General features: G+C 50.5%; 12 protein-coding genes, 1 tRNA gene and 4 pseudogenes. 9 read left to right on the top strand and 8 right to left on the bottom strand.

What is annotated here, in order from left to right:
• Nucleotides 1-68: 68 nt before the first annotated feature.
• Both KGP17_RS22470 and KGP17_RS22465 read left to right on the top strand, forming a co-directional pair.
• Complete coding sequence (locus KGP17_RS22470; protein ID WP_223498354.1) at nt 69-1,073, top strand: IS110 family transposase; 1,005 nt, start codon at nt 69-71, stop codon at nt 1,071-1,073.
• Between the two features lie 361 nt (nt 1,074-1,434).
• Nucleotides 1,435-2,073: pseudogene (locus KGP17_RS22465) on the top strand (IS3 family transposase); the annotation flags it as partial.
• Between the two features lie 94 nt (nt 2,074-2,167).
• Here the strand turns inward: KGP17_RS22465 and KGP17_RS22460 are convergent.
• From KGP17_RS22460 to KGP17_RS22450, 3 genes and pseudogenes are all read right to left on the bottom strand, one after another.
• A complete protein-coding gene (locus KGP17_RS22460) occupies nt 2,168-2,644 on the bottom strand; it encodes a hypothetical protein (RefSeq protein WP_223498353.1) in 477 nt (158 codons plus the stop codon).
• Between the two features lie 430 nt (nt 2,645-3,074).
• Nucleotides 3,075-3,824, bottom strand: coding sequence for a molecular chaperone (locus tag KGP17_RS22455; RefSeq protein WP_024531408.1), 750 nt, complete (start codon nt 3,822-3,824; stop codon nt 3,075-3,077).
• Between the two features lie 370 nt (nt 3,825-4,194).
• Nucleotides 4,195-5,426: pseudogene (locus KGP17_RS22450) on the bottom strand (IS91 family transposase).
• A gap of 319 nt (nt 5,427-5,745) precedes the next feature.
• On the opposite strand from KGP17_RS22450, the pseudogene KGP17_RS22445 reads away from it, so the two are divergent.
• A pseudogene (locus KGP17_RS22445) lies at nt 5,746-6,440 on the top strand (IS1 family transposase).
• A 241-nt stretch (nt 6,441-6,681) separates the two neighbouring features.
• Here the strand turns inward: KGP17_RS22445 and KGP17_RS22440 are convergent.
• From KGP17_RS22440 to KGP17_RS22420, 4 genes and pseudogenes are all read right to left on the bottom strand, one after another.
• Nucleotides 6,682-7,443, bottom strand: coding sequence for a subclass B2 metallo-beta-lactamase SFH-1 (locus KGP17_RS22440; protein WP_071766619.1), 762 nt, complete (start codon nt 7,441-7,443; stop codon nt 6,682-6,684).
• 892 nt (nt 7,444-8,335) lie between these two features.
• Nucleotides 8,336-9,202: pseudogene (locus tag KGP17_RS22430) on the bottom strand (IS481 family transposase); the annotation flags it as partial.
• A 152-nt stretch (nt 9,203-9,354) separates the two neighbouring features.
• Nucleotides 9,355-10,608, bottom strand: a complete 1,254-nt coding sequence (locus tag KGP17_RS22425) for an integrase arm-type DNA-binding domain-containing protein (RefSeq protein ID WP_024531366.1) — start codon at nt 10,606-10,608, stop codon at nt 9,355-9,357.
• Nucleotides 10,609-10,804: 196 nt separating this feature from the next.
• Nucleotides 10,805-10,880, bottom strand: a tRNA-Phe gene (locus KGP17_RS22420).
• A gap of 394 nt (nt 10,881-11,274) precedes the next feature.
• Between KGP17_RS22420 and KGP17_RS22415 the strand changes: the two genes are divergently transcribed.
• From KGP17_RS22415 to KGP17_RS22390, 6 genes are all read left to right on the top strand, one after another.
• Nucleotides 11,275-12,456, top strand: a complete 1,182-nt coding sequence (locus KGP17_RS22415) for a NupC/NupG family nucleoside CNT transporter (RefSeq protein ID WP_202672118.1) — start codon at nt 11,275-11,277, stop codon at nt 12,454-12,456.
• A 68-nt stretch (nt 12,457-12,524) separates the two neighbouring features.
• Complete coding sequence (locus KGP17_RS22410; RefSeq protein ID WP_371822213.1) at nt 12,525-14,468, top strand: bifunctional 2',3'-cyclic-nucleotide 2'-phosphodiesterase/3'-nucleotidase; 1,944 nt, start codon at nt 12,525-12,527, stop codon at nt 14,466-14,468.
• A gap of 17 nt (nt 14,469-14,485) precedes the next feature.
• Nucleotides 14,486-15,787, top strand: a complete 1,302-nt coding sequence (locus KGP17_RS22405) for a pyrimidine-nucleoside phosphorylase (protein WP_037375733.1) — start codon at nt 14,486-14,488, stop codon at nt 15,785-15,787.
• A gap of 116 nt (nt 15,788-15,903) precedes the next feature.
• Nucleotides 15,904-17,250: an OprD family outer membrane porin gene (locus tag KGP17_RS22400; RefSeq protein WP_179248387.1), complete on the top strand. Its 1,347-nt coding sequence runs from the start codon at nt 15,904-15,906 to the stop codon at nt 17,248-17,250.
• Between the two features lie 484 nt (nt 17,251-17,734).
• Nucleotides 17,735-19,897, top strand: coding sequence for an ornithine decarboxylase SpeF (speF, locus tag KGP17_RS22395; RefSeq protein ID WP_059202092.1), 2,163 nt, complete (start codon nt 17,735-17,737; stop codon nt 19,895-19,897).
• A gap of 117 nt (nt 19,898-20,014) precedes the next feature.
• Complete coding sequence (locus tag KGP17_RS22390; protein WP_021806302.1) at nt 20,015-21,127, top strand: GGDEF domain-containing protein; 1,113 nt, start codon at nt 20,015-20,017, stop codon at nt 21,125-21,127.
• 48 nt (nt 21,128-21,175) lie between these two features.
• On the opposite strand, the gene mltC is transcribed toward KGP17_RS22390, so the two are convergent.
• Entirely contained in the window at nt 21,176-22,252 is a 1,077-nt protein-coding gene (gene mltC, locus KGP17_RS22385; protein WP_021806301.1) for a membrane-bound lytic murein transglycosylase MltC, read from the bottom strand.
• Nucleotides 22,253-22,282: the final 30 nt, after the last annotated feature.

Below are 22,282 nucleotides of genomic sequence, written 5' to 3'. Positions count from 1 at the left end.
AATGAGATGGTCACCCCCTCCTTGTGTGCGGTACGCTGGCTGGGTGTTTTATTTCAGAGGAAACCAACATGAAAAACGTTACGCTTATTGGTATCGATCTCGGTAAACACTCCTTCCACGTACACTGTCAGGACGAAATGGGTAATGCCCTTCTGCGCAAAAAGTTTACCCGAACCAGACTGATGGAGTTTTTAGCCAGTTGCCAATCAGCGACTGTTGTGATGGAAGCCTGTGCGGGAGCCCATTTTATGGCGCGTCGGATTGCTGATTTAGGTCATGAGGCAAAGCTGATTTCTCCACAATTCGTCCGCCCTTTCGTTAAGAGCAACAAAAACGATTTTGTCGATGCTGAGGCTATCTGCGAGGCGGCTTCCCGCCCCTCAATGCGCTTTGTTTCACCCAGAACTGAAGACCAGCAGGCAATGTCTGCACTGCATCGGGTCAGAGATTCACTGATACGCCAACGCGTTAAAACCACCAATCAGATGCACGCATTTTTGCTGGAGTTCGGCATCAGCATGCCGCGCGGTATTGCCGTAATTCGGCGTCTGGCCGCCGTGCTGGAAGAAAATGACTTCCCGCCTTACCTGGTAAGGGTTCTGAACAGGCTCCACAGCCAGTATATTTACCTTTGCGGGGAAATTGATGAAATCGATATGGAACTGAAAACCCACCTTGCGGAGGATGAAACCGCACAGCGGCTGCTGACCATTCCCGGCGTCGGGCCGGTAACAGCAAGCCTGTTAGCCGCACGACTGGGTGACGGGAAAAACTATGCCAGCAGCCGTGACTTTGCGGCGTCAACCGGGCTGGTTCCACGCCAGTACAGTACAGGTGGAAAAACGACACTGATGGGCATCAGCAAGCGAGGTGATAAGAATCTGCGACGGCTGCTGGTGCAGTGTGCACGCGTGTTTATGCTGCGGCTGGAGAACAACCCAGGGCGTCTTGCAGAGTGGGTTAAAAAGCAGCTTGCCAGCCATCACTCTAACGTGGTGGCGTGCGCGCTGGCAAACAAACTGGCACGTATAGCCTGGTCGGTTACGGCACATCAGGCGGCGTTCAGCAAATAAAATAAAAGAGCCAACGAAAAACTCGTCAACTCAGTGAGTTAACACGTTACTTTCTGGTTTTGCGACGACAGATAATTGATGACATGAACGGCATATCGGCCTGCTGATGAACCTGATCCAAAAAGTGGCTCTATGAAGCCGACTCTCTTTTAAGGTTCGGCAGGCGCGAAACTCATCGTGGCGCGAGCATGAATACTCACTAGACGCCGAATAGATTTACAGCAAGCCCGTCATAAATCAAAATCTGTGTTGCAAAAACGGGGGGTGACCATAGATTTTTGGACATCGATGCCTCCATTGGCGTAAAAATCAGCCATGGAGACCGTGTAAGAAAGAGTTAATTCCCGGAGTGACCGGCAGGATGCCAAACCGTGATCGATTCAGACGCCATTTTGCAATCTACCGCCTCTACTGTGAGCAAGGGCTGTCGCTACGCCTCAAACGACCACGTCGCAATAAATCTGCCCAGCTGCGGCAGCCGCAGCTTCAGGGCTTATATCCAAACCACTTCTGGGGCATGGATTTTGTTTCTGATGCGTTGTTTGACGGGCGACGACTGCGCCTGTTGACGGTTATCGACCTTTACACCCGCGAATGCCTGGGGATCTGTGTGGGACAGAATCTGCGTTCGACAGAAGTGGCAGAGATGCTGAACAGCATAGCGCTCAGGCGTCCTTTACCGCAGTTGCTGAAAACCGATAATGGTTCTGAATTTGCAGGGAAAATGCTGGACAAGTGGGTGTATGAAAGAGGGATCAGGATCGACTTCTCACGCCCGGGAACACCGACGGACAACGCTACGGTGGTGTCCTTTAATGGCAGATTGCGGCAGGAATGTTTGAACGAGAACTGGTTCATGTCTGTGGAGGATGCACGGTGCAAAATCGAGGGCTGGCGCATACACTATAACCAGAGCCGTCCCCATTCTGCCCTGGGCTGGATGACACCTTCTGAATTTGCCGAGAAATCTGCCGGTTGCCAGAATATGCAGCCAGAATGAAGCCGGTTATTCCTGATTATGAATGGATCACATACGGGGAGCGGGTCAGGTGGATTGCAATAGCAATCCACCCTTTATTTAGTTTAATAAAAAATTACAAGCTGTATACTGAAACGGTAAAGTTTCCACTAAACACATCTGCCACTGGAGTTCCAGTTGCATAAACCGTTAAAAACTGCTCTTGTGATGGCTTGAGTAACGTTGTTGTCGTGTTACCATTACCAATAGCCGCCGTAACTTCATCTGCCATTGAACCGATATTGATAGGTAAAGGAGTTTTGGTTACTGCGCCAGTCAAGGTGAAGGTAGAATCCGGGGTGTTCGGACTGATGGTCACCGAGTTGATATTACCTGCACCGGTGGTCAACAACTGGATGTTACCTATAATAGTACCAAAAGCAACATCACCAGAAACCAAACCACTGACTGGTTCAAATGTAGAGGTCAGTGTCGATGGAGAGGCCACAGGAACTTCGATAGTCAACGAGTTGCTCGTGCCAATCTGGTTAGCCATTGAAGCAATAGAAAATGAAAGACCAGCAATAAATAATGCAACTTTTGATTTAAACATTAGCTTTCCTTTGATATTCTGAAATAAAAAATTGATGGTAAATATAAATCTATAGATATATTTAACTTTACCATGGTGAAGTTCTAGCTAGCATTTACCACCTGTCTTACCACTATAATGGGTGAGTGGGTTTTAAAAGCAGTAGAAATAACATTCGTGGACGTACCTTAGAAAAGATTAAGGTGGTCCAGTAGGTGCCCAACCAAAAAGATGCGTATGTTTAATAAATGGCATGCCGTATTTGCAGGTATTTATGTTTGGTTTAATGACTCTGAAAGTTTTTTGTTTTCTGTGCACTTCCATTATTCGGCTCATTTTGAACATTTCTCTTTCCTCATGATAAATTATCTGTGCATATTTTTAGTTAAAGGAGGTTGATTTATCATTATCGATAGTACCCAGGACTCTCCAGAGAGTTCCGTAGCATATTCTATCTGTTATCGCTAGGTATTAACGCTTGTACAGGGGCGCTTTGGCCGCCGAAATCATTTATCGATTGCCATGTGACTTTCCCGCCAACTTTTACGCCCTTTGGTACGGAAAATTGCGCAGAGGCAAAAGGAGAGACGTAGCTCACATCAGGCACAGCAAACCCGTCAATAATAATTGACGATAAGTTAATATAGTAGGGTGAGGTATTTTTAAGCTGCAATTTTCCCTGTCGCCATTCCCAATTAAGCCCTTTAGCTAAGTTCCCTTGGTCTTGAGTTCCTAAGGCTTTGGGTCGATACAACAATTTAATACAATTATTGACAGAGATCTGAATATTGGAGCCTACGGCATTATTATTGCCTGTGCCACTATCGTCCTCCGCAACAGGTGGGATTGCTTTGACACATAACCAATATAAATGTTCTCGATCTGCTGCATGTGCCTTTCCTGTATAGACAATCCGCAGAGTATTATCCTGTTTGCCATCAAGTCGGAACAATGGCGGAGTGATGATAAATGGTGCCGACATCTGCTTGTCTTCTGTGACTACCGATGGTTGTATCAGGACTGGAAAATCATGCTCATTCTTTACAGTAATTGTTGTTCCACTACTCTGGGTTTCTTTATATATCACTCGGGAGCTATTTAGGGTGACAGGATAAGTCTGGCTTGCAGCACTTACTCCGTTGGACACGAAAAAAAGTGACAATAAAATAGTAGATAACAAACTGGGCTGTATAAACCGCATGTTAATACCTTCTCTCTGAGTTTAGTTATTCATAATGGATTGTCAACCAACCTCGCTTTGGTAGTAGGCCCCGAACAGAACTTTGTCCAATTTTTTTTAGCCCTAAAAACATTAATTTAATTAATGCGTAACCTGAGGGGTAAGACTAAATTTTAGTATAAGATATCACTCATTGTTGTAACATTAAACATAAAAAAATGTGTAAAAATAAATAATAATGGCATTGGTTCATGGTTAGGAATTTGGAAAGGCGTTTTAAAAACTTCCTGACCATAAATTGCAGCGTGATACATGCCCGTTTAGCGTGGCATAACAAGATGTTATTGATAAAAATACCGGTTTTGATGTGTTTTAATCTAAAAACCATTTTTCAGGCGCACTTATCCAACACCGTGGTCTGAAGCCAGCGTTTTTTTGCCATCTTCTGCAGCCTGTCAGAGAGTATTTTGGTGGCGTGATCGCCCGCCACGGCGCCGGCAAAACGCAGTCGGCCCTTGCACAGGATGCACTGGTACGGGTCGGTACCCAGAAAGGCTTTCATCAGCACCGCGAACCCTGGCTTCTGTGGTTTCTCGCGCGGCGTCATCTCCAACGCGTCGTAAACCTTTGGCAACAGCGTGCCGCGTTTACGGTTGGCCAGAAAGCCGTAGTAACGCACCATTTTAAAGTGTCGGGACGGGATGTGGCTGACATAACGCCACAGCATCTCCTCCTGGCTCAGTTTCTGGCGTTTGTGCTGCTGCGTGTTGTGGTCGTAGTACTGGTGAACGACCGAGCCGCCACGGTAATGACGGAGCTGCGACGCCGCCACCGGCGGGCGTTTCAGATAGCGGCCCAGGTATTTCACGCTGCGCCAGGCACCGCGGGTCTTTTTGGCGAAGTGAACCTTCCAGTGGCGCTGATATTGCGCCTGCAGGTAGCGCTGCCACTGTTTCTCATCGCGGATATGGCCGAGACCTGGCAGCGCGGCGGGGCTAACGCGGTCATGGCTGGCGCGCAGCAAACGGATGACGGCGCCGCGCCAGATTTCTTCGACCTGCTGTTTTTTGAAGAACAGGTCACGCCAGACCCCGTGGTTGACATCGAGGCCGCCACGGGTAATTGAGACGTGGATATGCGGATGCTGATTGAGCTGGCGTCCGTAGGTGTGTAGCGCACAGAAGATGCCGACTTCGACGCCCAGCTTGCGCGCGTGTCTGAGCATGGCGCGGGTGGCGCAGCGAAAAAGGTCGTTGAGCAGCGGCCAGTTGTTATTGAAGAACGGCCACAGCAAGTGCGGCATGGTGAAGGTGATATGTTGCCAGTCGCAGTCGGGGAGAACATGTTGCTGCTCAGCAATCCACTGCTCGGTGCCTTTGAGGGCGCAACTGCTGCAGGCCTTGGACTTGCAGCTCTTGCAGCTCTTGCAGAAGAAGCGGGCATGGGTACAGTCGGATGAGGCGCAACAGTAACGACGAACGCCCATGAGGCAGGTACCGCAGGCGAGCATGCGCTCGACGGCGAGTTTGGTCCAGTCGCTGAGGGTGTCGCCATGTTTATCCAGGTACTTGCTCCAGCCGTGGTCATGCTGAACAGCAGCTTTGCGGGTCGCGGAATATACATTGTGCAGAGTATAGAGGGCAGACGTGCTCATTTTATGCGGGTATCAGCGCGGGGGGCGATCTGCCGACACTGACGTTGATGTGAGGCTAGGTCTTAAAAACGGTTGAGGCAGCAACGCTGCCGTGCTCGCACCGAAGGTGCGCTACGTTCACCCGCCATCTCCAGACAGCTTTTGTATCTTAAGTTAACGATGCCCGCAGGCGCCGGTATTCCATCGGGCTCTGTCGCATTAAAGCGACAGAGCCTTGCTATTAATTTAGTTGGTAATGCCTCTAATTAGTTGAATCTGATGTATAATGCGGGCTTTTGAGATTCTCTCATGGCCAGCGTTAAGGTTCATTGTCCCCATTGTCAGTTCACTCAGGTTTACCGCCATGGTCAGAACCCTAAAGGCTATGACAGATTTCGCTGTCGTGACTGCCACCGCGCGTTTCAGCTCACTTACATTTATGAAGCCAGTAAGCCGAGCGTTAAAGAGTAGATCACTGACATGGCCTTCAACGGTACCGGCGTTCACGATACCACTAGGACGTTGAAAATTGGCATTAACACCGTCATCCGGACTTTAAAAAACTCGCGCCAAAGCGAATAACGTCTTCGCCTGTTGCCCATGCCGATGTGGCGCTTATCTGCGAACTTGATGAGCAATGGAGCTTCGTTGGCAGTAAAGCCCGGCCGCACTGGCTCTGGTACGCGTACAACACCAAAACAGGCGGTGTACTGGCCTACACTTTCGGTCCTCGAACCGATGAAACCTGCCGGGAGCTACTGGCACTGCTTACACCATTCAACATCGGCATGATCACCAGCGACGACTGGGGCAGCTATGGCCTGGAGGTGCCGAAGGATAAGCATCTGACCGGCAAAATATTCACCCAACGCATTGAGCGTAATAACCTGACGCTCCGCACCCGCATTAAGCGATTGGCCCGTAAAACAATCTGCTTCTCACGCTCAGTTGAGATCCACGAAAAAGTGATCGGAGCGTTTATCGAAAAATACATGTTCTACTAATTGGATGCACTACCGAGTTTTACCCATTGTAGCCGCTGCTGAATTTCCCTGTTCATAGTGAGTCATTATAGTGAAATGATGTCTATGAATCACACATTTTAGATTAAAAACACAGCAAAACCGGAATTTTTACGTATAACCCTTCGCGATGCTGCACCATCAGGGGATACGGCGCGCTACCGTTCATGGTCAGTCGCTCTCAAAAGAAACGATCCAAACTCCTGACCATGAACCTCTTCGTTTACTTAGGCGCCTTCTCAAGCAGTGTAAGGTAGTGATCGATCAGGCCTACGTCATGTATCGGAGTATCATGCCCTGCAATGATCGAGTCGACTTTAAGCTCCCCCTGCTCGATAAGTCCTTTAAGTTTTTCCAAGGTTTTTGGGTACTCAGTTCTGTTGGCAAAACTCATATTACCCAGATTTTCTTTGAGAATGCAGTTCCCATACAAAACGCGCTCTGCTGGGAAGTACACAAAGATACCATCCTTAGTATGTGCTTCGCCTAAATACATGGCGCGGATGCTGCCATTTTGCAAGTTAAAGTCTCCAGGAAAAACAGTATCCGGCAGACTTTTCTCCAGATTTGGGTATTTATTATTACCTTGTCGAGTGAAGTTTACAATACTTCCCCACTGGCTTTTCTGCAGGTCGTAGGTCATCTGTGTGGCCACGATCTTTGCCCCAAGCGTTTTCCAATAAGCATTTCCACCAGCTCGATCAGTATGGTAATTGGTATTAATGACTTCGTTTATGGGGAGGGGGCTGACCTTCCGTATTTCTTTATAAAGAGTTTCAGCAGTCTCAGGAGTCCATGTCGCACCAATGATGGTTATACCATCGGTGCCGATGTAAACCATTGAGTTTTCCTGTACATACTCCTTATCTTCTACAATATAGAGCGGACCTTTGAAATGGGTAAGCGTTAAGTTTTTTTCAGAAGCCATACTTTCGCAAGCAATCAAGAGAAAAGTTACAGCCGTAAATAAATATTTAATATTCAAGATGATTTTCCTTTGTCATTACAGTGCTCCCATCATCAGCAGTGTTAACGATGGGGGATTAGATCTCTGCTTATTCTAGGCCTAGGCCAAACAGAGCAGCAATAAATTGTTAATTAATACTATCAATGAGGAGTCCACAGAGCTCGAAAAACGGTTACAAGAGAGCCCAAAAATCTGAAGTGACAAAACTTTTGAGAACTCCAATGTGAGCTTTAAAGGTGCCCTCATGGCTACATCTGAGAAGATAAAGAACTCTGGAGTTCTAGCCCCCCTAAAAAAGAGTTATCAAAGAAACTTTAGGTTTTAAATTTTCATAAACTGACATGATTTTACCTATACTTTCAAAACTGGATGTATTTCTTAGGAATATAGTTGAACGTATGCATCTTCCTATCCAGAGAAACATCTTGATTATAGTTTTTCGCTTAATAACGTCAATCAATAAAAAATTGACTGAGCCACAATTAAAACTTTCAGGAAGTCACATGGGGTGTTGGTGGGTTCATGGGTGGCGCGACCCCGGTAAGTGTCAATGAAGTTGTCACCCCAGGTTGATTTATGCAGCCTGTTTTTCCCGCTCTGGATTGAGGGTGATACTCCCTTGCCATTCCCAGTTCCGCGTCGACCCTGACCAACGTGTCGGGTTCGTTGCTATTGCTGCTTGATAGACCTTATCTCGTTGGGACAACAACACCTTGTCCTCACCCGTATGCCTCTGTAACGGTCGCGGTAGGACGAAGGTTACCCCTCGCCCCCCGCACAGATCCGGACGTGCGCTGCTAACGCATCCGGCTCTTACCTCGGGTGTTTGGCGTAAAAGCGTTGTAGAGGCCGGCGCGTGTCAAGGTAGTTGTCGCCTCAGTTAATTCATGCGGCCAACGTTTCACGTGCAAAATGGCGTTTGCTCAGCAAGTTCGAAGTAATGCTCCATCGGAGTTTTACCGTTGTGAGCGCTATGAGGACGTTCCCAGTTATAGTAATGCTGCCATTCTGCCAGTTGCTCCTTCTGGTCATCTACGGAGAGATCTACGGCGTAAAACTCAGCTTTGTCTGTCTTTTGGGAACGTTCAACTTTGCCATTAAGATGAGGCGAAGCTGGTTTATTTGGACGAAATTTGATGCCGTATTCTTTCAATTTTTCTTGCACCTTAACGGCAAAAAACTCTCTTCCCCGGTCGGTCTGAAAGCACTGTATCGGGAAAGGCATTTCTTCAATAACACATTCAATAAAATCCAGTGTGTTTGCAGCTGTGCGATGAGAGTAGAGCCTAAGGACTCTGTAGCGAGTGCAATCATCAACGGATGTGTACTGATATAAGCCGGGGCCAATTTTACAGGTATCCATCTGGACCCTGTCACCGGGAACAGGGCGTTCGTAGCGAATAAAATCAGCTTTACGCCGAAATTTAACAACAGGTGTAACCTGATTCTGGCAAAGAACTTTGTGAATCGTTGCCATTGCCAGTGAGATTGAATGAAGTCGTTTTAACTCGCTCTGAATCCGCCTTGCCCCCAGATTTCGCAGAGAACGTAACTCCAGGATCAGAGCAACTTCGCTTGCGCCAGTTTTCGTTGATGGTGAGCGCTTAGGGCGACAGCTATGGCTTTCCAGACCTGCGATGCCCTGAGCAAGATATCTGCGCCACCATTTACGCAATGTGGGCCGAGAAATGCCACAGCGACGGCATACGAACCCCGCATCACCGGACGTTTCATAGAGTTTTACCCACTGCAGTCGCTGTTGAATTTCCCTGTTCATAGTGAGGCATTATAGTGAAACTATGTCTATGAATCACACATGTTACTTATGGGAAGGCATGGCCCACTTGTTTGCATCTTCCCTAGCTGTGTCTCAATCCAGGCCGAGTTAGAGTCTGATAGTACTCCTCACGCAGACGAAATCATGACCAATCACTGCCCAAGCTTAGCAAAATCAAACGGACTCACTCCCTTCTCTCTGTTAGCATCCAGATAATCTGCCCACCATTGCAACATCAGTTTGCGTTCATCCAGATGTTCAGCTTTGTGGATGTAGGCTGCACGAACGCCGTTACGTTCCTGGTGACTCATTTGGCGCTCTACTGCATCCCTCGACCATAAGCCAGACTCAATCAGTGAACTACACGCCATGGTTCTGAAGCCGTGACCGCAAACATCCACTTTCGTATCGTACCCCATAAGTCGTAGTGCATTATTCACGGTATTTTCACTCATGGGCTTCCAGGGATTGTGATCGCCAGTAAAGATCAACTCGTATCCCCTGCTGATATCGTGTATCTGACGCAGAAGCTCCAGCGCCTGTTTTGACAATGGCACAAGGTGCTCGGTACCCATTTTTGAGCCACGGTGCGAAAATTTGACACCTGCAATCGGTTTGCGCTCTGGTGGGATTGTCCACATAGATTTTTCAAAGTCGATCTCTGACCAGCGAGCAAAACGCAATTCGCTGGAGCGTATAAAGATCAGAAGAGTGAGCGTTGTTGCCAGCCGTGTCAGAGGCTGTCCTTTGTACGCATCCAGACGAGCCAATAACTCAGGTGTACGGTTAAGTGCCAGGGCAGGGCGGTGCTGACGTTTAACCGTGGTCAGTGCGCCAGCCATATCTACTGCAGGGTTGTAATCAATTATCCCGGATTGTGCTGCATATCGCATAACGGCAGAAATACGTTGTTGCAATCGGGCGGCGATTTCGTAGATCTCTTTCGCTTCAGCGGCTTTGACCGGGATCAGCAGGTCTGGCGTTTTAAGCGTGGTAATATCCCGTGATCCAATATAGGGGAACACATGGGACTCGAAACTCTTCAGAATTTTAGCGCTGTGCGACTCAGACCATTTTTTGTTGCTCTTGTGCCATTGTAGCGTCACCGCTTCGAAGGTTGATGCAGTATCAGGTACTGATTTCTTAACCCGCTTTTGTTCGCAGGGATCAATGCCATCCGCTATCAATTTTTTGGCCACATCACGTCTATCTCGTGCCTCAGATAATGACACGTTAGGGTAGACGCCAAGTGCCAGCGTTTTTTCTTTAGCCAGAAATCGATAACGTAGCCGCCAGTATCTGGAGCCGTTGGGGTGAACGAGCAAAAACATATTACCGCTGTCAGCAAGCTTATAGGGCTTATCTTGCGGTTTAGCTGCGCGGATTTTTGCGTCAGTGAGTGCCATAGACAGGTCTCCTGATGGAGGGGGAAGGGTATAAACATTATCGAATCAGACTATACCCTCGATTGTACCCGCACAAGGGACTTGATACCGGGTAAGTTAGGTGGAGTCTGGTTGAATGAAAGTATGAAGGAAGTACTGATTCTGGCGGGGTATATAAACAAAAACGGACCTCCGTGGAGGTCCGTTGATATGAATTTGGTGCCCGGACTCGGAATCGAACCAAGGACACGGGGATTTTCAATCCCCTGCTCTACCGACTGAGCTATCCGGGCAACGGGGCGCATTAAACCGTATTTGGCCCTGTGTCGTCAATGGGTTTCTGTCACAAAGCCGAGCGATTGCTCTAATTTCAAGCAAGGGCAGGGCTACCTTCCTGCGCCAGTATTCTCCCTTCTCCCCAAAACGCCCGATACCAGAGATCGAAAAACTCACCCCAACAATGTTTACCCTTGCCTATTCCCTAATCAAGTTAATGTTAGTGATAAGTACAACATGTTACATATATGTATTTTAAGGCTATTGTCATTTTTAAATGTGATCGGTGTAACTTTAATAACATATTGTCTGTGTTATGTTTCGATAATAACATCATTAGTTCCCGGCAAACGTCAGGGTACAAGGCTCGGCAACGGAACGTAAAAGTTCACAGATAATTTTGGGGAAAAGATGAAATATATCATAGGGATAGTGTGTATTGTTACTATCTGTATTTTGGCGCTTTTAGTGAGCAACGATCGCAAAAACATTCGCTATCGTCCGATTTTCGTCATGCTGGCCTGCCAGTTTTTGATGACCGCACTGCTGCTTAAGACCGACGTAGGCAATAAAGTGATTGGCGTGATCGCCGGGGTATTTGGCAATTTGCTCTCCTATGCCAACGAAGGGGTTAACTTCGTCTTTGGTGGTTTGGTGAATCACGGCGAGATCTCTTTCTTCCTGTCCGTTTTGCTGCCCATCGTATTTATCTCCGCGCTGATCGGTATCCTGCAGCACTGGCGCATCCTGGGCTTTATCATCAAGTACATCGGCCTGGCGCTGAGCAAAGTCAACGGCATGGGGCGCTTAGAGTCCTATAACGCGGTGGCTTCGGCGATCCTCGGTCAGTCTGAAGTGTTCATCTCGGTGAAAAAACAGCTCGGCCTGCTGCCGGAGCATCGCCTGTATACGTTGTGTACCTCTGCCATGTCGACGGTCTCCATGGCGATTGTGGGCGCTTACATGGTGATGCTTGATCCGCGCTACGTGGTGACTGCCTTGGTGCTGAACCTGTTTGGTGGCTTTATCATGGCGTCGCTGATCAACCCTTACCAGGTCAAGCCTGAGGAAGACATTCTGGATGTCATTGAAGGGGAGAAGCAGAGTTTCTTCGAAGTCCTGAGTGAATACATCCTCGATGGTTTCAAGGTCGCGATTATCGTTGGCGCGATGCTGATCGGCTTTATTGCGCTGATCACCATGGCTAACGCGTTATTCACCGCTGCATTTGGCATTTCCTTCCAAGGCGTATTGGGTTACGTGTTCTCTCCACTGGCTTTCCTGGTGGGCGTACCGTGGCACGAAGCGGTGCAGGCCGGTGGCCTGATGGCAACCAAGATCGTCAGCAACGAATTTGTTGCCATGCTCAACCTGTCGCAGGGTGACTATAACTTCTCTGAACGTACCATGGCGATTATCTCGGTGTTCCTGGTGTCGTTCGCCAACTTCTCCTCTATCGGCATTATCGTCGGTGCCATCAAGGCGTTGGATTCCAAGCAAGGTAACGCCGCAGCCCGCTTTGGCCTGAAGCTGCTTTACGGCTCCACGCTGGTCAGCTTCCTGAACGCCGCCGTCGTAGGTTTCTTCTTTTAATTAGCTCAAGGCCACATCGAGAGGTTGTGGTCTGCTACCGCTATAACAATAAGGAATATGTGATGAAAATGACTTCTCCCCTCAAGCTATCGTTATTGGCCCTGTTGGTTGCAGGCGCTGCGCATGCCGCAACGGTGGATCTCCGTATCATGGAAACCACCGACGTTCACGGCAACATGATGGATTATGACTATTACAAAGATAAAGCCACCGCTCAGTACGGCTTGGTGAGAGCGGCCACGTTGATTGATGCTGCCCGTGCGGAAGCGACCAACAGCGTGCTGGTCGATAACGGCGATATCATCCAGGGCAGCCCGATGGCGGATTATGCTGCAGCCAACCTGAAAAAGGGCGATGTACATCCGGTTTATCAGGCGATGAACACTCTGGATTATGCGGTCGGCAGCTTGGGCAACCACGAGTTCAACTACGGGCTGGATTACCTGAAAATGGCGATTAGCGGGGCCAAATTCCCGTACATCAACGCCAACGTCTATGACGCCAAGACCAACAAGCCTTATTTCAAACAGTACCTGATCGTAGACACGCCGGTAAAAGATACCGAGGGTAAAGAGCATAAGCTGCGCATCGGTTATATCGGCTTTGTACCGCCGCAGATAGTGCTGTGGGACAAGGACAAGCTGTCGGGCAAGGTGATTGCCAAAGATATTACCGAAACCGCCAAGGAGCTAGTGCCACAGATGCGTAAGGAAGGGGCGGATATCGTGATTGCTATCGCCCACTCTGGCATCTCTGCCGATCCTTACAAGGCGCTGGCAGAAAATTCGGTCTACTACCTCACGCAGGTTCCAGGCATCGATGCCATTACCTTTGGCCACTCTCACGGTATTTTCCCAAGCAAGGACTTCGCCGCTATTCCTGGGGTAGATCTTGAAAAGGGGACGGTCAACGGCGTACCTGCCGTGATGCCTGGCCACTGGGCGGATAATCTGGGGGTGATCGATTTGGTTCTGGAGGGAGAAACCAATAATTGGAAGGTGGTCTCCAGCCGTGCAGAAGCTCGCCCAATCTTTGATAAGAAGAATGACAAATCGCTGGTCGATGCCAAGGCCACGCTGGTGAAAACGCTTGAGCAGGCACATAACGACACCCGTGAGTTCGTTAACAAGCCGATTGGCACCATTGCCGAAGATACCAATACCTATCTGTCGTTAGTGCAGGACTCCTCGGCCATCCAGATCATCCGTGCGGCGCAGAAAGCCTACGTTGAGCACTTTATTCAGGGCGATCCAGATCTGGCTGATATCCCGGTACTGTCTGCTGCGGCACCGTTCAAGGCGGGTGGCAGGAAGAACGACCCGGCGGCCTTCGTTGATATGCGTAAAGGGCCTCTGAGTTTCCGTAACGCGGCCGATCTTTACCAGTATTCCAACACGCTGGCGGCAGTGAAAGTGAAAGGCAGCGATCTGAAAGAGTGGCTGGAGTGCTCTGCGGGCATGTACAACCAGATCGACGTGAAAAGCGATAAGCCACAGTCACTGCTTAACTGGAACGGCTTCCGGGCCTACAACTTCGATATGTTTGACGATCTGAGCTATCAGATCGACGTTACCCAGCCTGCGCGTTATGACGTGGATTGCAACGTGATCAATCCTCAGGCCCAGCGTATCAAGTCGCTGACCTATAAAGGTAAGCCGGTGGTGGCAGATGCGCCATTCCTGGTTGCCGTGAACAATTACCGGGCATTTACCGGCAAGTTCGCCGGTACGGGTGAAAAAAATATCGTTATCTCCTCGCCAGATGAAGTGCGCACTATCGTGGCTAATTACATCTCCGAGCAGACCAAACAGCATGGCGCATATAAGCCAGAGGTAAAAAACAACTGGCGGATCGCGCAAATTACTGCGGATAAGCCGTTGGATATCCGCATCGAGACTTCACCAAGCCAGAATGCGGCTGATTACATTAAACAGTCCGCACAGCATCCAATGACGCTGGTAGGGAAAGACGATATCGGCTTTGCCGTTTACAAGATCGATTTACAGAAATAAAGATCCGGGGAAAGACAATGAGAATGGTTGATATCATCGCCAAAAAGCGCGATGGAAAAGAGCTGACTACGCAAGAGATTGAGTTTTTTGTTAACGGCTACACCCGGGGAGATATTCCGGATTACCAGGCCAGTGCGCTGGCGATGGCGATCTTCTTCCAGGATATGAACGACCGTGAGCGTGCCGATCTGACCATGTCGATGGTGAACTCCGGTGACGTGATCGATCTTTCGGCGATCGAAGGCGTCAAGGTAGACAAACACTCCACCGGCGGCGTGGGTGATACCACCACGCTGGTGCTGGCACCGCTGGTAGCGGCGCTGGATATCCCGGTGGCGAAGATGTCGGGCCGTGGCCTGGGGCACACCGGTGGCACTATCGATAAGCTGGAAGCGGTGGCCGGTTTCCACGTGGAAATCTCCAGCCAACAGTTTATCGAGCTGGTGAACCGCGACAAGGTGGCGGTGATTGGCCAGACCGGTAACCTGACCCCTGCGGATAAGAAGCTGTATGCGCTGCGTGATGTGACCGGTACGGTGAACTCTATTCCGCTGATTGCCGGTTCGATCATGAGCAAAAAGATCGCTGCGGGTGCAGACGCCATCGTACTGGACGTGAAAACCGGTGCCGGTGCATTTATGAAAACCACCGAAGATGCCGTTGAGCTGGCCACGGCGATGGTGCGCATTGGTAATCACGTGGGCCGTAATACCATGGCGGTGATCTCCGATATGTCGCAGCCCTTGGGCTACGCCATCGGTAATGCGTTGGAAGTGAAGGAAGCCATCGATACGCTGCGTGGTGAAGGACCGGAAGATCTGACCGAGTTGGTCATGCAGTTGGGTAGCCAAATGGTAGTGCTGGCGAAAAAGGCCGACACGTTACCGGCTGCGCGCGCCATGCTGCAAGAGGTGATCGATAACGGCAAGGCGCTGGCCAAGTTCCGTGACTTCCTGGCCAACCAGGGCGGCGATGCTTCAATGGTGGATCATCCAGAGAAGCTGCCGCAGGCTAAATACCTGATTGAGGTACCGGCCAAGCAGGCGGGTGTGGTCGCCAACATTGTGGCCGACGAAATCGGTGTGGCAGCCATGTTGCTCGGTGCCGGTCGTGCCACCAAGGAAGATGACATCGATCTGGCCGTGGGCCTGATGATGCATAAAAAAGTCGGCGATCGGGTCGCCATCGGTGACTCACTGGTGACGATCCATGCCAACCGCCCGGATGTGGAGAACGTCATGGCGAAAATCTATGACAGCATCACCCTTGCCGATAAGGCGCAAGCGCCAAAACTGATCCATACCATTATTACAGAATAATACTATTAGCCGTGTGTCACCCTGGTTGCAGGGTGACACATTTTTTTCATTATCTAGAAATAATTTGATTGAATTAAAATAATTCTGGGTGAGCAAATAGAAAACGGAATTTTTCTATGTATCAAAGTAATAAATTTAAAATAAAAAAACCACTGGCACTGTTTGCACTGATGTTCTCTTTACCCCTCTGCGCAGAGGAAATAAAAGTAAGCGATCATCTCTTCTCAAGCTTTATTAATGATAGCCACGCAGACCTTTCTTTCCGTAACGTGTTTAAAAATTTAAGCACCGAGGATTATGGGGAGCGCTCTATCCAAACGGCCTGGGGGCAGGGGATCACCCTTGATTATCAGTCCGGTTATTTTGCGGATATGTTGGGAGTCGACGCTTCTTATTATGGCGTGATTAAACTGGCCGCCAGCGATGATTTCTGGGGCCGTAGCGTGTTGTATAACGACAACGGTCAGGCCAAAGGTTTCAATAAGATTGGGCAGCTCTATCTGAAAGGGCGTTTGGGTGATGATGATACCTATCTTCACCTTTATTCCGGTTGGCAGCAGATTAAAAAATGGGGCGCACTCAATAACTCCACACGTGCCATTCCAAGTACCTATCTGGGCTTGCGTGGCGAAGCGGCAACCGGGCCAGTGCGGGTACGCGGTGCCTACGTAACTCGCTATAGCGACAGGGACTCTCCGGATAAGATCCATTTCCTCACTGCGGATAAAAAGGAGATCAGCAGCATTGCGACCGGTGAATTGAGCTATAGCGATCACGGCTATAGTGCGCTCTATTTCCTGGGGGAAAGCCATAACTATATGCAACGCCACGGGGTAGAACTGGGTTGGCAACCGGCGTCCTGGGCGGAAAATCGCCTCAAGTTTGCCAGCCAGGTGTATTACAACCATGGTTTGCAAGACTGGACCCGCATGTCCACCCGTCACAAGACGTTCGATGATGATGCCTACCATTATGCGATGTACGCCGAATGGCGCGCCGAACGTTGGAAGCATAAGGTTGGGGCTTCATACACCCGGGCCTCACTCGACAATGGCAACGGGCTAGGGCGCTTTGAGTGGCATCTGGCCAAACACAGCCGCGGTACCTTTAACTCAATGGCCGACAGTTGGGGTAATGACTATGTGGGCGATAAGGAAAAGATGCTGGCCTGGACCTTCGGCTATGCCGTTACGCCAGAGGTTGAGCTGGGGATGGTCACCAACTATGGCTGGGGGATGAAGTACCGTGGCCATAGCATCGAGCGTGGTGAAACCCTGGTTTACTCCCGCTGGACGCCGTCACAGCCGGCATTGAAAAATCTGGCAGTGCAGCTGTCCGGTGGCCCATCCTGGAACTACCAGAGCCAGAGCAACCAGCCGAAGCTGACCTCGGATGGCAAGCCGATGCGCGCTCAGAACCACTCTATCGAACTGCAGGTGGATTACAAGTTCAACCTGTTCTAGTTTAAGCCTGCCTGGCCGTGTGGTTTTCCACACGGCATCAATAAATAATTATGCATTAATAGTAACTATTAACCGGCTTGAACCCTCGAAAAAAACGTGTAATCATTGCGCGAATTTCCCACTTCATCACAGAGGAGTACAGGCATGACGGCTTTAACCACCTCGGCGCAGCTGCGCTCCAGAAGTCTGATGACGCCCTCACTCCGTGTTTCCTTAACGCCATTTATGCGAACACCGCTGCCCCTTATGCGGTAAAGCTAGCCAATGCTCGCTGTTAGGCATGATTAAAAATAGAGCTGCGGCTCTGATTTTACTGATGTCTATCGGACGCTGCCGATCCCAGTCCCCGATAGTTGTCTGATGCCTACCCGCATCGGCCGGTCATGGTTGCGCCTTGGCTCATCACTTTGCCGGGATAACCAGGGTTATCTCATTATGTGCCCAGTGGCACACCCTCATCCTTAACCGTTTGAGACTCAGCATGATGAAAGAATTGAAGATAGCAACCAGCGCCAGCCTGGTAGCCAGCATTGAAACCCTGCGCGAAATTGTGCGTGTGGGGCAGACTGACTATACCGATGTGGCGGCGGCCGTGGTCTCCGTTAGCGATGTGGATGCCGGTATTCTGGCAACGCTTAAAGCGACCGGCTTTGAGATCCCGACGTTTGTTGCCGTTGAGGGGGATGAACAGCTTTCCCCGGATCACCTGCCGTTGATTACTGGGGTATTTGCCTTGGCTGCCGCGACCAAAGCGTTTTACATGGCGCAGTTGGAGGCCGCCGCCGATGCCTACGAGCAGGCGCTGTTACCGCCGTTCTTCAAAACGCTGAAAACCTACGTGGAGATGGATAACTCAACCTTTGCCTGCCCGGGCCATCAGGGCGGCGAGTTTTTCCGCAAGCATCCGGCAGGGCGCAAGTTTTTCGAGTTTTACGGTGAAACCATTTTCCGTTCGGACATGTGCAACGCCGATGTGAAGCTGGGCGATCTGCTGATCCACGAAGGCTCGGCCAAGGATGCGCAAAAACACGCGGCGAAAGTGTTCAACGCCGATAAAACCTACTTCGTGCTGAACGGCACTTCGGCCTCCAATAAAGTGGTGACCAACGCGCTGCTGACGCGTGGCGATCTGGTGCTGTTCGATCGCAATAACCATAAATCCAATCACCACGGCGCGTTGATCCAGGCCGGAGCGACGCCGGTGTATCTGGAAACCGCGCGTAACCCGTTTGGTTTTATCGGCGGCATCGATTCTAAATGCTTTGATGAGGCTTACCTGCGCGAGCAGATCCGCCATGTTGCCCCGGAAAAAGCCGCTGCGGCACGGCCTTTCCGCCTGGCGATCATTCAGCTCGGCACCTATGACGGCACCATTTACAACGCCCGTCAGGTGATCGATACCATCGGCCATCTGTGCGATTACATCCTGTTTGATTCGGCTTGGGTGGGGTATGAAGGTTTTATCCCGATGCTGAAAGAGTGCTCGCCGCTGCTGTTGGAACTGGATGAGCACGATCCGGGTATTTTCGTCACGCAATCGGTGCATAAGCAGCAGGCCGGGTTCTCGCAGACTTCGCAGATCCATAAGAAAGACGATCACATCAAAGGCCAGAAACGCCACTGCAACCATAAGCATCTCAACAATGCGTTTATGCTGCATGCTTCAACCAGCCCGTTTTATCCGCTGTTTGCCGCGCTGGACGTCAACGCCAAGATGCATGCCGGTGCCGCTGGCCGCCGCATGTGGATGGAGTGCGTCAAGCTGGGGATCGACACGCGTAAACAACTGCTGGCACGCTGTTCGCAGCTGCGGCCCTTTATTCCGCCGCAGGTGGCAGGCAAGGACTGGCAGGACTACGATACCGACCTGATCGCCAACGATGCACGCTTCTTCAACTTTGTACCGGGCGAGCAATGGCACGGTTTTGCAGGCTATGCTCAGGGGCAGTATCTGGTCGATCCTTGCAAGTTGCTGCTGACCACGCCGGGGATTGATGCGGCCACCGGTCAGTACACCGAGTTCGGTATCCCGGCGACCATTCTGGCCAACTTCCTGCGTGAGAACGGCATCGTGCCAGAGAAGTGCGATCTCAACTCGATCCTGTTCCTGCTCACCCCGGCGGAGAACCCGGCGAAAATGGAGCATCTGGTGGATATGCTGGTGCAGTTCGAGCGTTACGTCGAGGCAGATGCGCCACTGAGTGAGGTCTTGCCGACGGTCTATCGCAAGAATCAGCAGCGTTATGCAGGCTACACCATTCGTCAGCTGTGCCAGGAGATGCACGATCTGTACGTCAGCTTCGACGTGAAGCAGTTACAAAAAGAGATGTTCCGTCAGGATCATTTCCCGCCGGTGATGATGAATCCGCAGGATGCCAACGTCGAGTTTATCCGCGACAACGTTGAGCTGGTGCCGATCGCGCAGGCTGCCGGGCGCATCGCGGCAGAAGGTGCCTTACCTTATCCACCGGGCGTGCTGTGCGTGGTGCCAGGCGAAGTGTGGGGCGGTGCGGTACAGCGTTACTTCCTGGCGCTGGAGGAGGGCATCAACCGCTTGCCTGGCTTCTCACCGGAGTTGCAGGGCGTGTATATCGAGAAAAAAGATCACGGCTGGAAACGGATTTTTGGCTATATGATCAAGCCGTAAAACCTCATCTGACTAACCGAATTGTATGGGTGCGGCATGCTGCGCCCGTCTATCTTCCATGACAAAGGCGGATGTCACCACTACATTGAGTAGAGTGGTATGACAATGAGTCCAATAATGAAAGATCGAAAATACGCCGCCTGGGTCGCCAAAGAAAAAAGGAAGTCCACGTTTCACAGTTTTGACTGGTTTTTGCTGGTTAACGCCTTGTTCTCTTTCTACCTGTTCCTACAGCGTCTGGGGTCAGGACTTTACGAGTCGTTAAGCCATTTGCTACGTTCAGCTCCGGCGATCACTGGCGTGATGCTGGTCGCCTTCGTCACCTATATGGTGTTGAGGGTGTTACGGCCATACGGTGAGAAAGCTCGCTGGTGGGGGCTGATAGTCAGTGTGACGGTTTTGTCGCTATGCTGGTGTGCTACCTTTCATCACCTGATCGTCATGGGCAATGTGACCATAGTCTACCCCTTGCTGATTGGCTTGGTGTTTGCCTCACTGATCCCCTTTTACCTCTCTCCCTTGCTGCTGTGCCTGTTTACGGTACCGATACTGGCGATGTCCATCAGCGAGAATATTTTCCTGCGCGGTGCAGCCTCACTGGCGAACGTGTTCTCTTATTTACTGATGCTGTTTTTGATCTACTCGGCCAAACGTATGTTGGAGAAATGGTTTATGTTGGCTATCGAGCGGGAAAGGGAGAACAAGCAGCTGATCGAGCGTCTGGGTAAACAGGCCAACCGCGATCCGCTGACTGGGCTGGCCAATCGGCGTTATTTCAGCAACTACTTTGACGAGGTGTTTTCTCGGGAGGTGGAGAGTCGGGAGCCTTTCGCCATCATCCTGCTGGACGTGGATTTGTTTAAAAAATATAACGACCATTATGGCCATCAAATGGGGGATGAGTGTCTGATCCGTCTGGCCGAGTGCTTTGAAAATAGCGTGCGTCGTTCACAGGATCTGGTGGCACGTTACGGTGGTGAGGAATTCATTATTCTACTGCCAAAATCCGATCGTGCCGAGGCGATAGCGGTGGCCGAAAGGATCAAGACCTTGGTTGCGGCGATCGCGATCCCTCACGAAGGTTCCGATGTTGGGCAATGGGTCACGGTGAGTCAGGGGATTGCATTATGGCGCGCCGGAGTGGGGCGTGAGCAATTGGTCGAGATAGCCGATAAGGCTCTGTATCAAACCAAGGCTAATGGGCGCAACGGCTATACGTTGGCTGAGTAGGAGGCAGGGGGAATGGCTTTCCCCCTGTCCTGCCTTTCTTATCAGCGATTACTTCCGCCGGTAGTTTTTCTGCGCGTTATTCACTTTCACCAGATAACGGCGTGATTCACCCGCAGGATGCTTGGTGGTCAGAGTCTGATAAATATCACCAGGCTGCATGCTGTTGATGATGGTTACCGCTTTGGCCTTGTCACTATTGAACACCCGCAGCACGCTGCCAGCTCCTCCGTTGTATGCGGTGATCACCGCATAACGGCGTGAGGTCGGGTTCTGAATGCCGCCCAGGTAGTTATTCTGCAAGATGGCCAGATAGGCGGTACCGGTATCGATGTTGTTCTCCGGATCAAACAGGTAGCTGCGGCTTGGCGTGCCCCATTTACCTTTGCTCTGGAACACGTCTTTACCGGCAGTATGCTGCACCACCTGCATCAGGCCCAGCGCGTCGGAACCGCTTACCGCATACGGGTTAAAGCTGGATTCGGTCTGCATAATCGCCAGGATCAGCGACTCTTCGACGCCGTATTTCTCAGACGCCTGACGAACCATCGGCAGATATTTGTGTGCACGTTTATCCAGGTGGTTAGGCACCAGTTGCATAGTCACCGAGTAGATCACGTGCAGGCCTGAGGTACGCCTCTTTAGCTTGTTTTGCAGCAGGTAGTCGGCGAAGTGCGCCGCCCGCCATTCCCAGCGGATGGGTTGGCCCTTGTTATCCAGCACCTGGCCGTACAGGAACGGCTCTTTGCTGATCTGGATATCATTGGCGTCGGAATAGAGGTCGATCGAGCCTGGATCGTCACCCATCAACAGGGTGCTGATCACCGCCTGGCGCAGATGAGCCGCTGGATCGGTAGTGGCAATGGTTTCGATAGTGATGGTGCCCGAATCAAAGTTGATGTGGCTACGGGTCTGATATTGGTCGGTATATTTGACGTAGTCTTTTGGCCCGGCGATCAGAACTTCGCTCAGCCCCCAGATGTTCTCGATATTGTGGGCAAATTGGCCCATCAAAATATCAAAGGCGTTGGTGTCTTTGACATAGGCTTCACTGACCACGTCGTTTTTTTTGCCGGAACAGGAGATCAGCAAAGGCGCTATCACTAGCAAAGCTAACATTTTCTTCATCTTGTTAAAGCCGTATACGCGAAGAATTAA

Source organism: Serratia sp. JSRIV001 (assembly GCF_019968745.1).
In the GTDB taxonomy this organism is placed as follows: Bacteria; Pseudomonadota; Gammaproteobacteria; order Enterobacterales; family Enterobacteriaceae; genus Chania; species Chania fonticola_B.
This window is presented reverse-complemented; position numbering and strand designations above follow the sequence as displayed.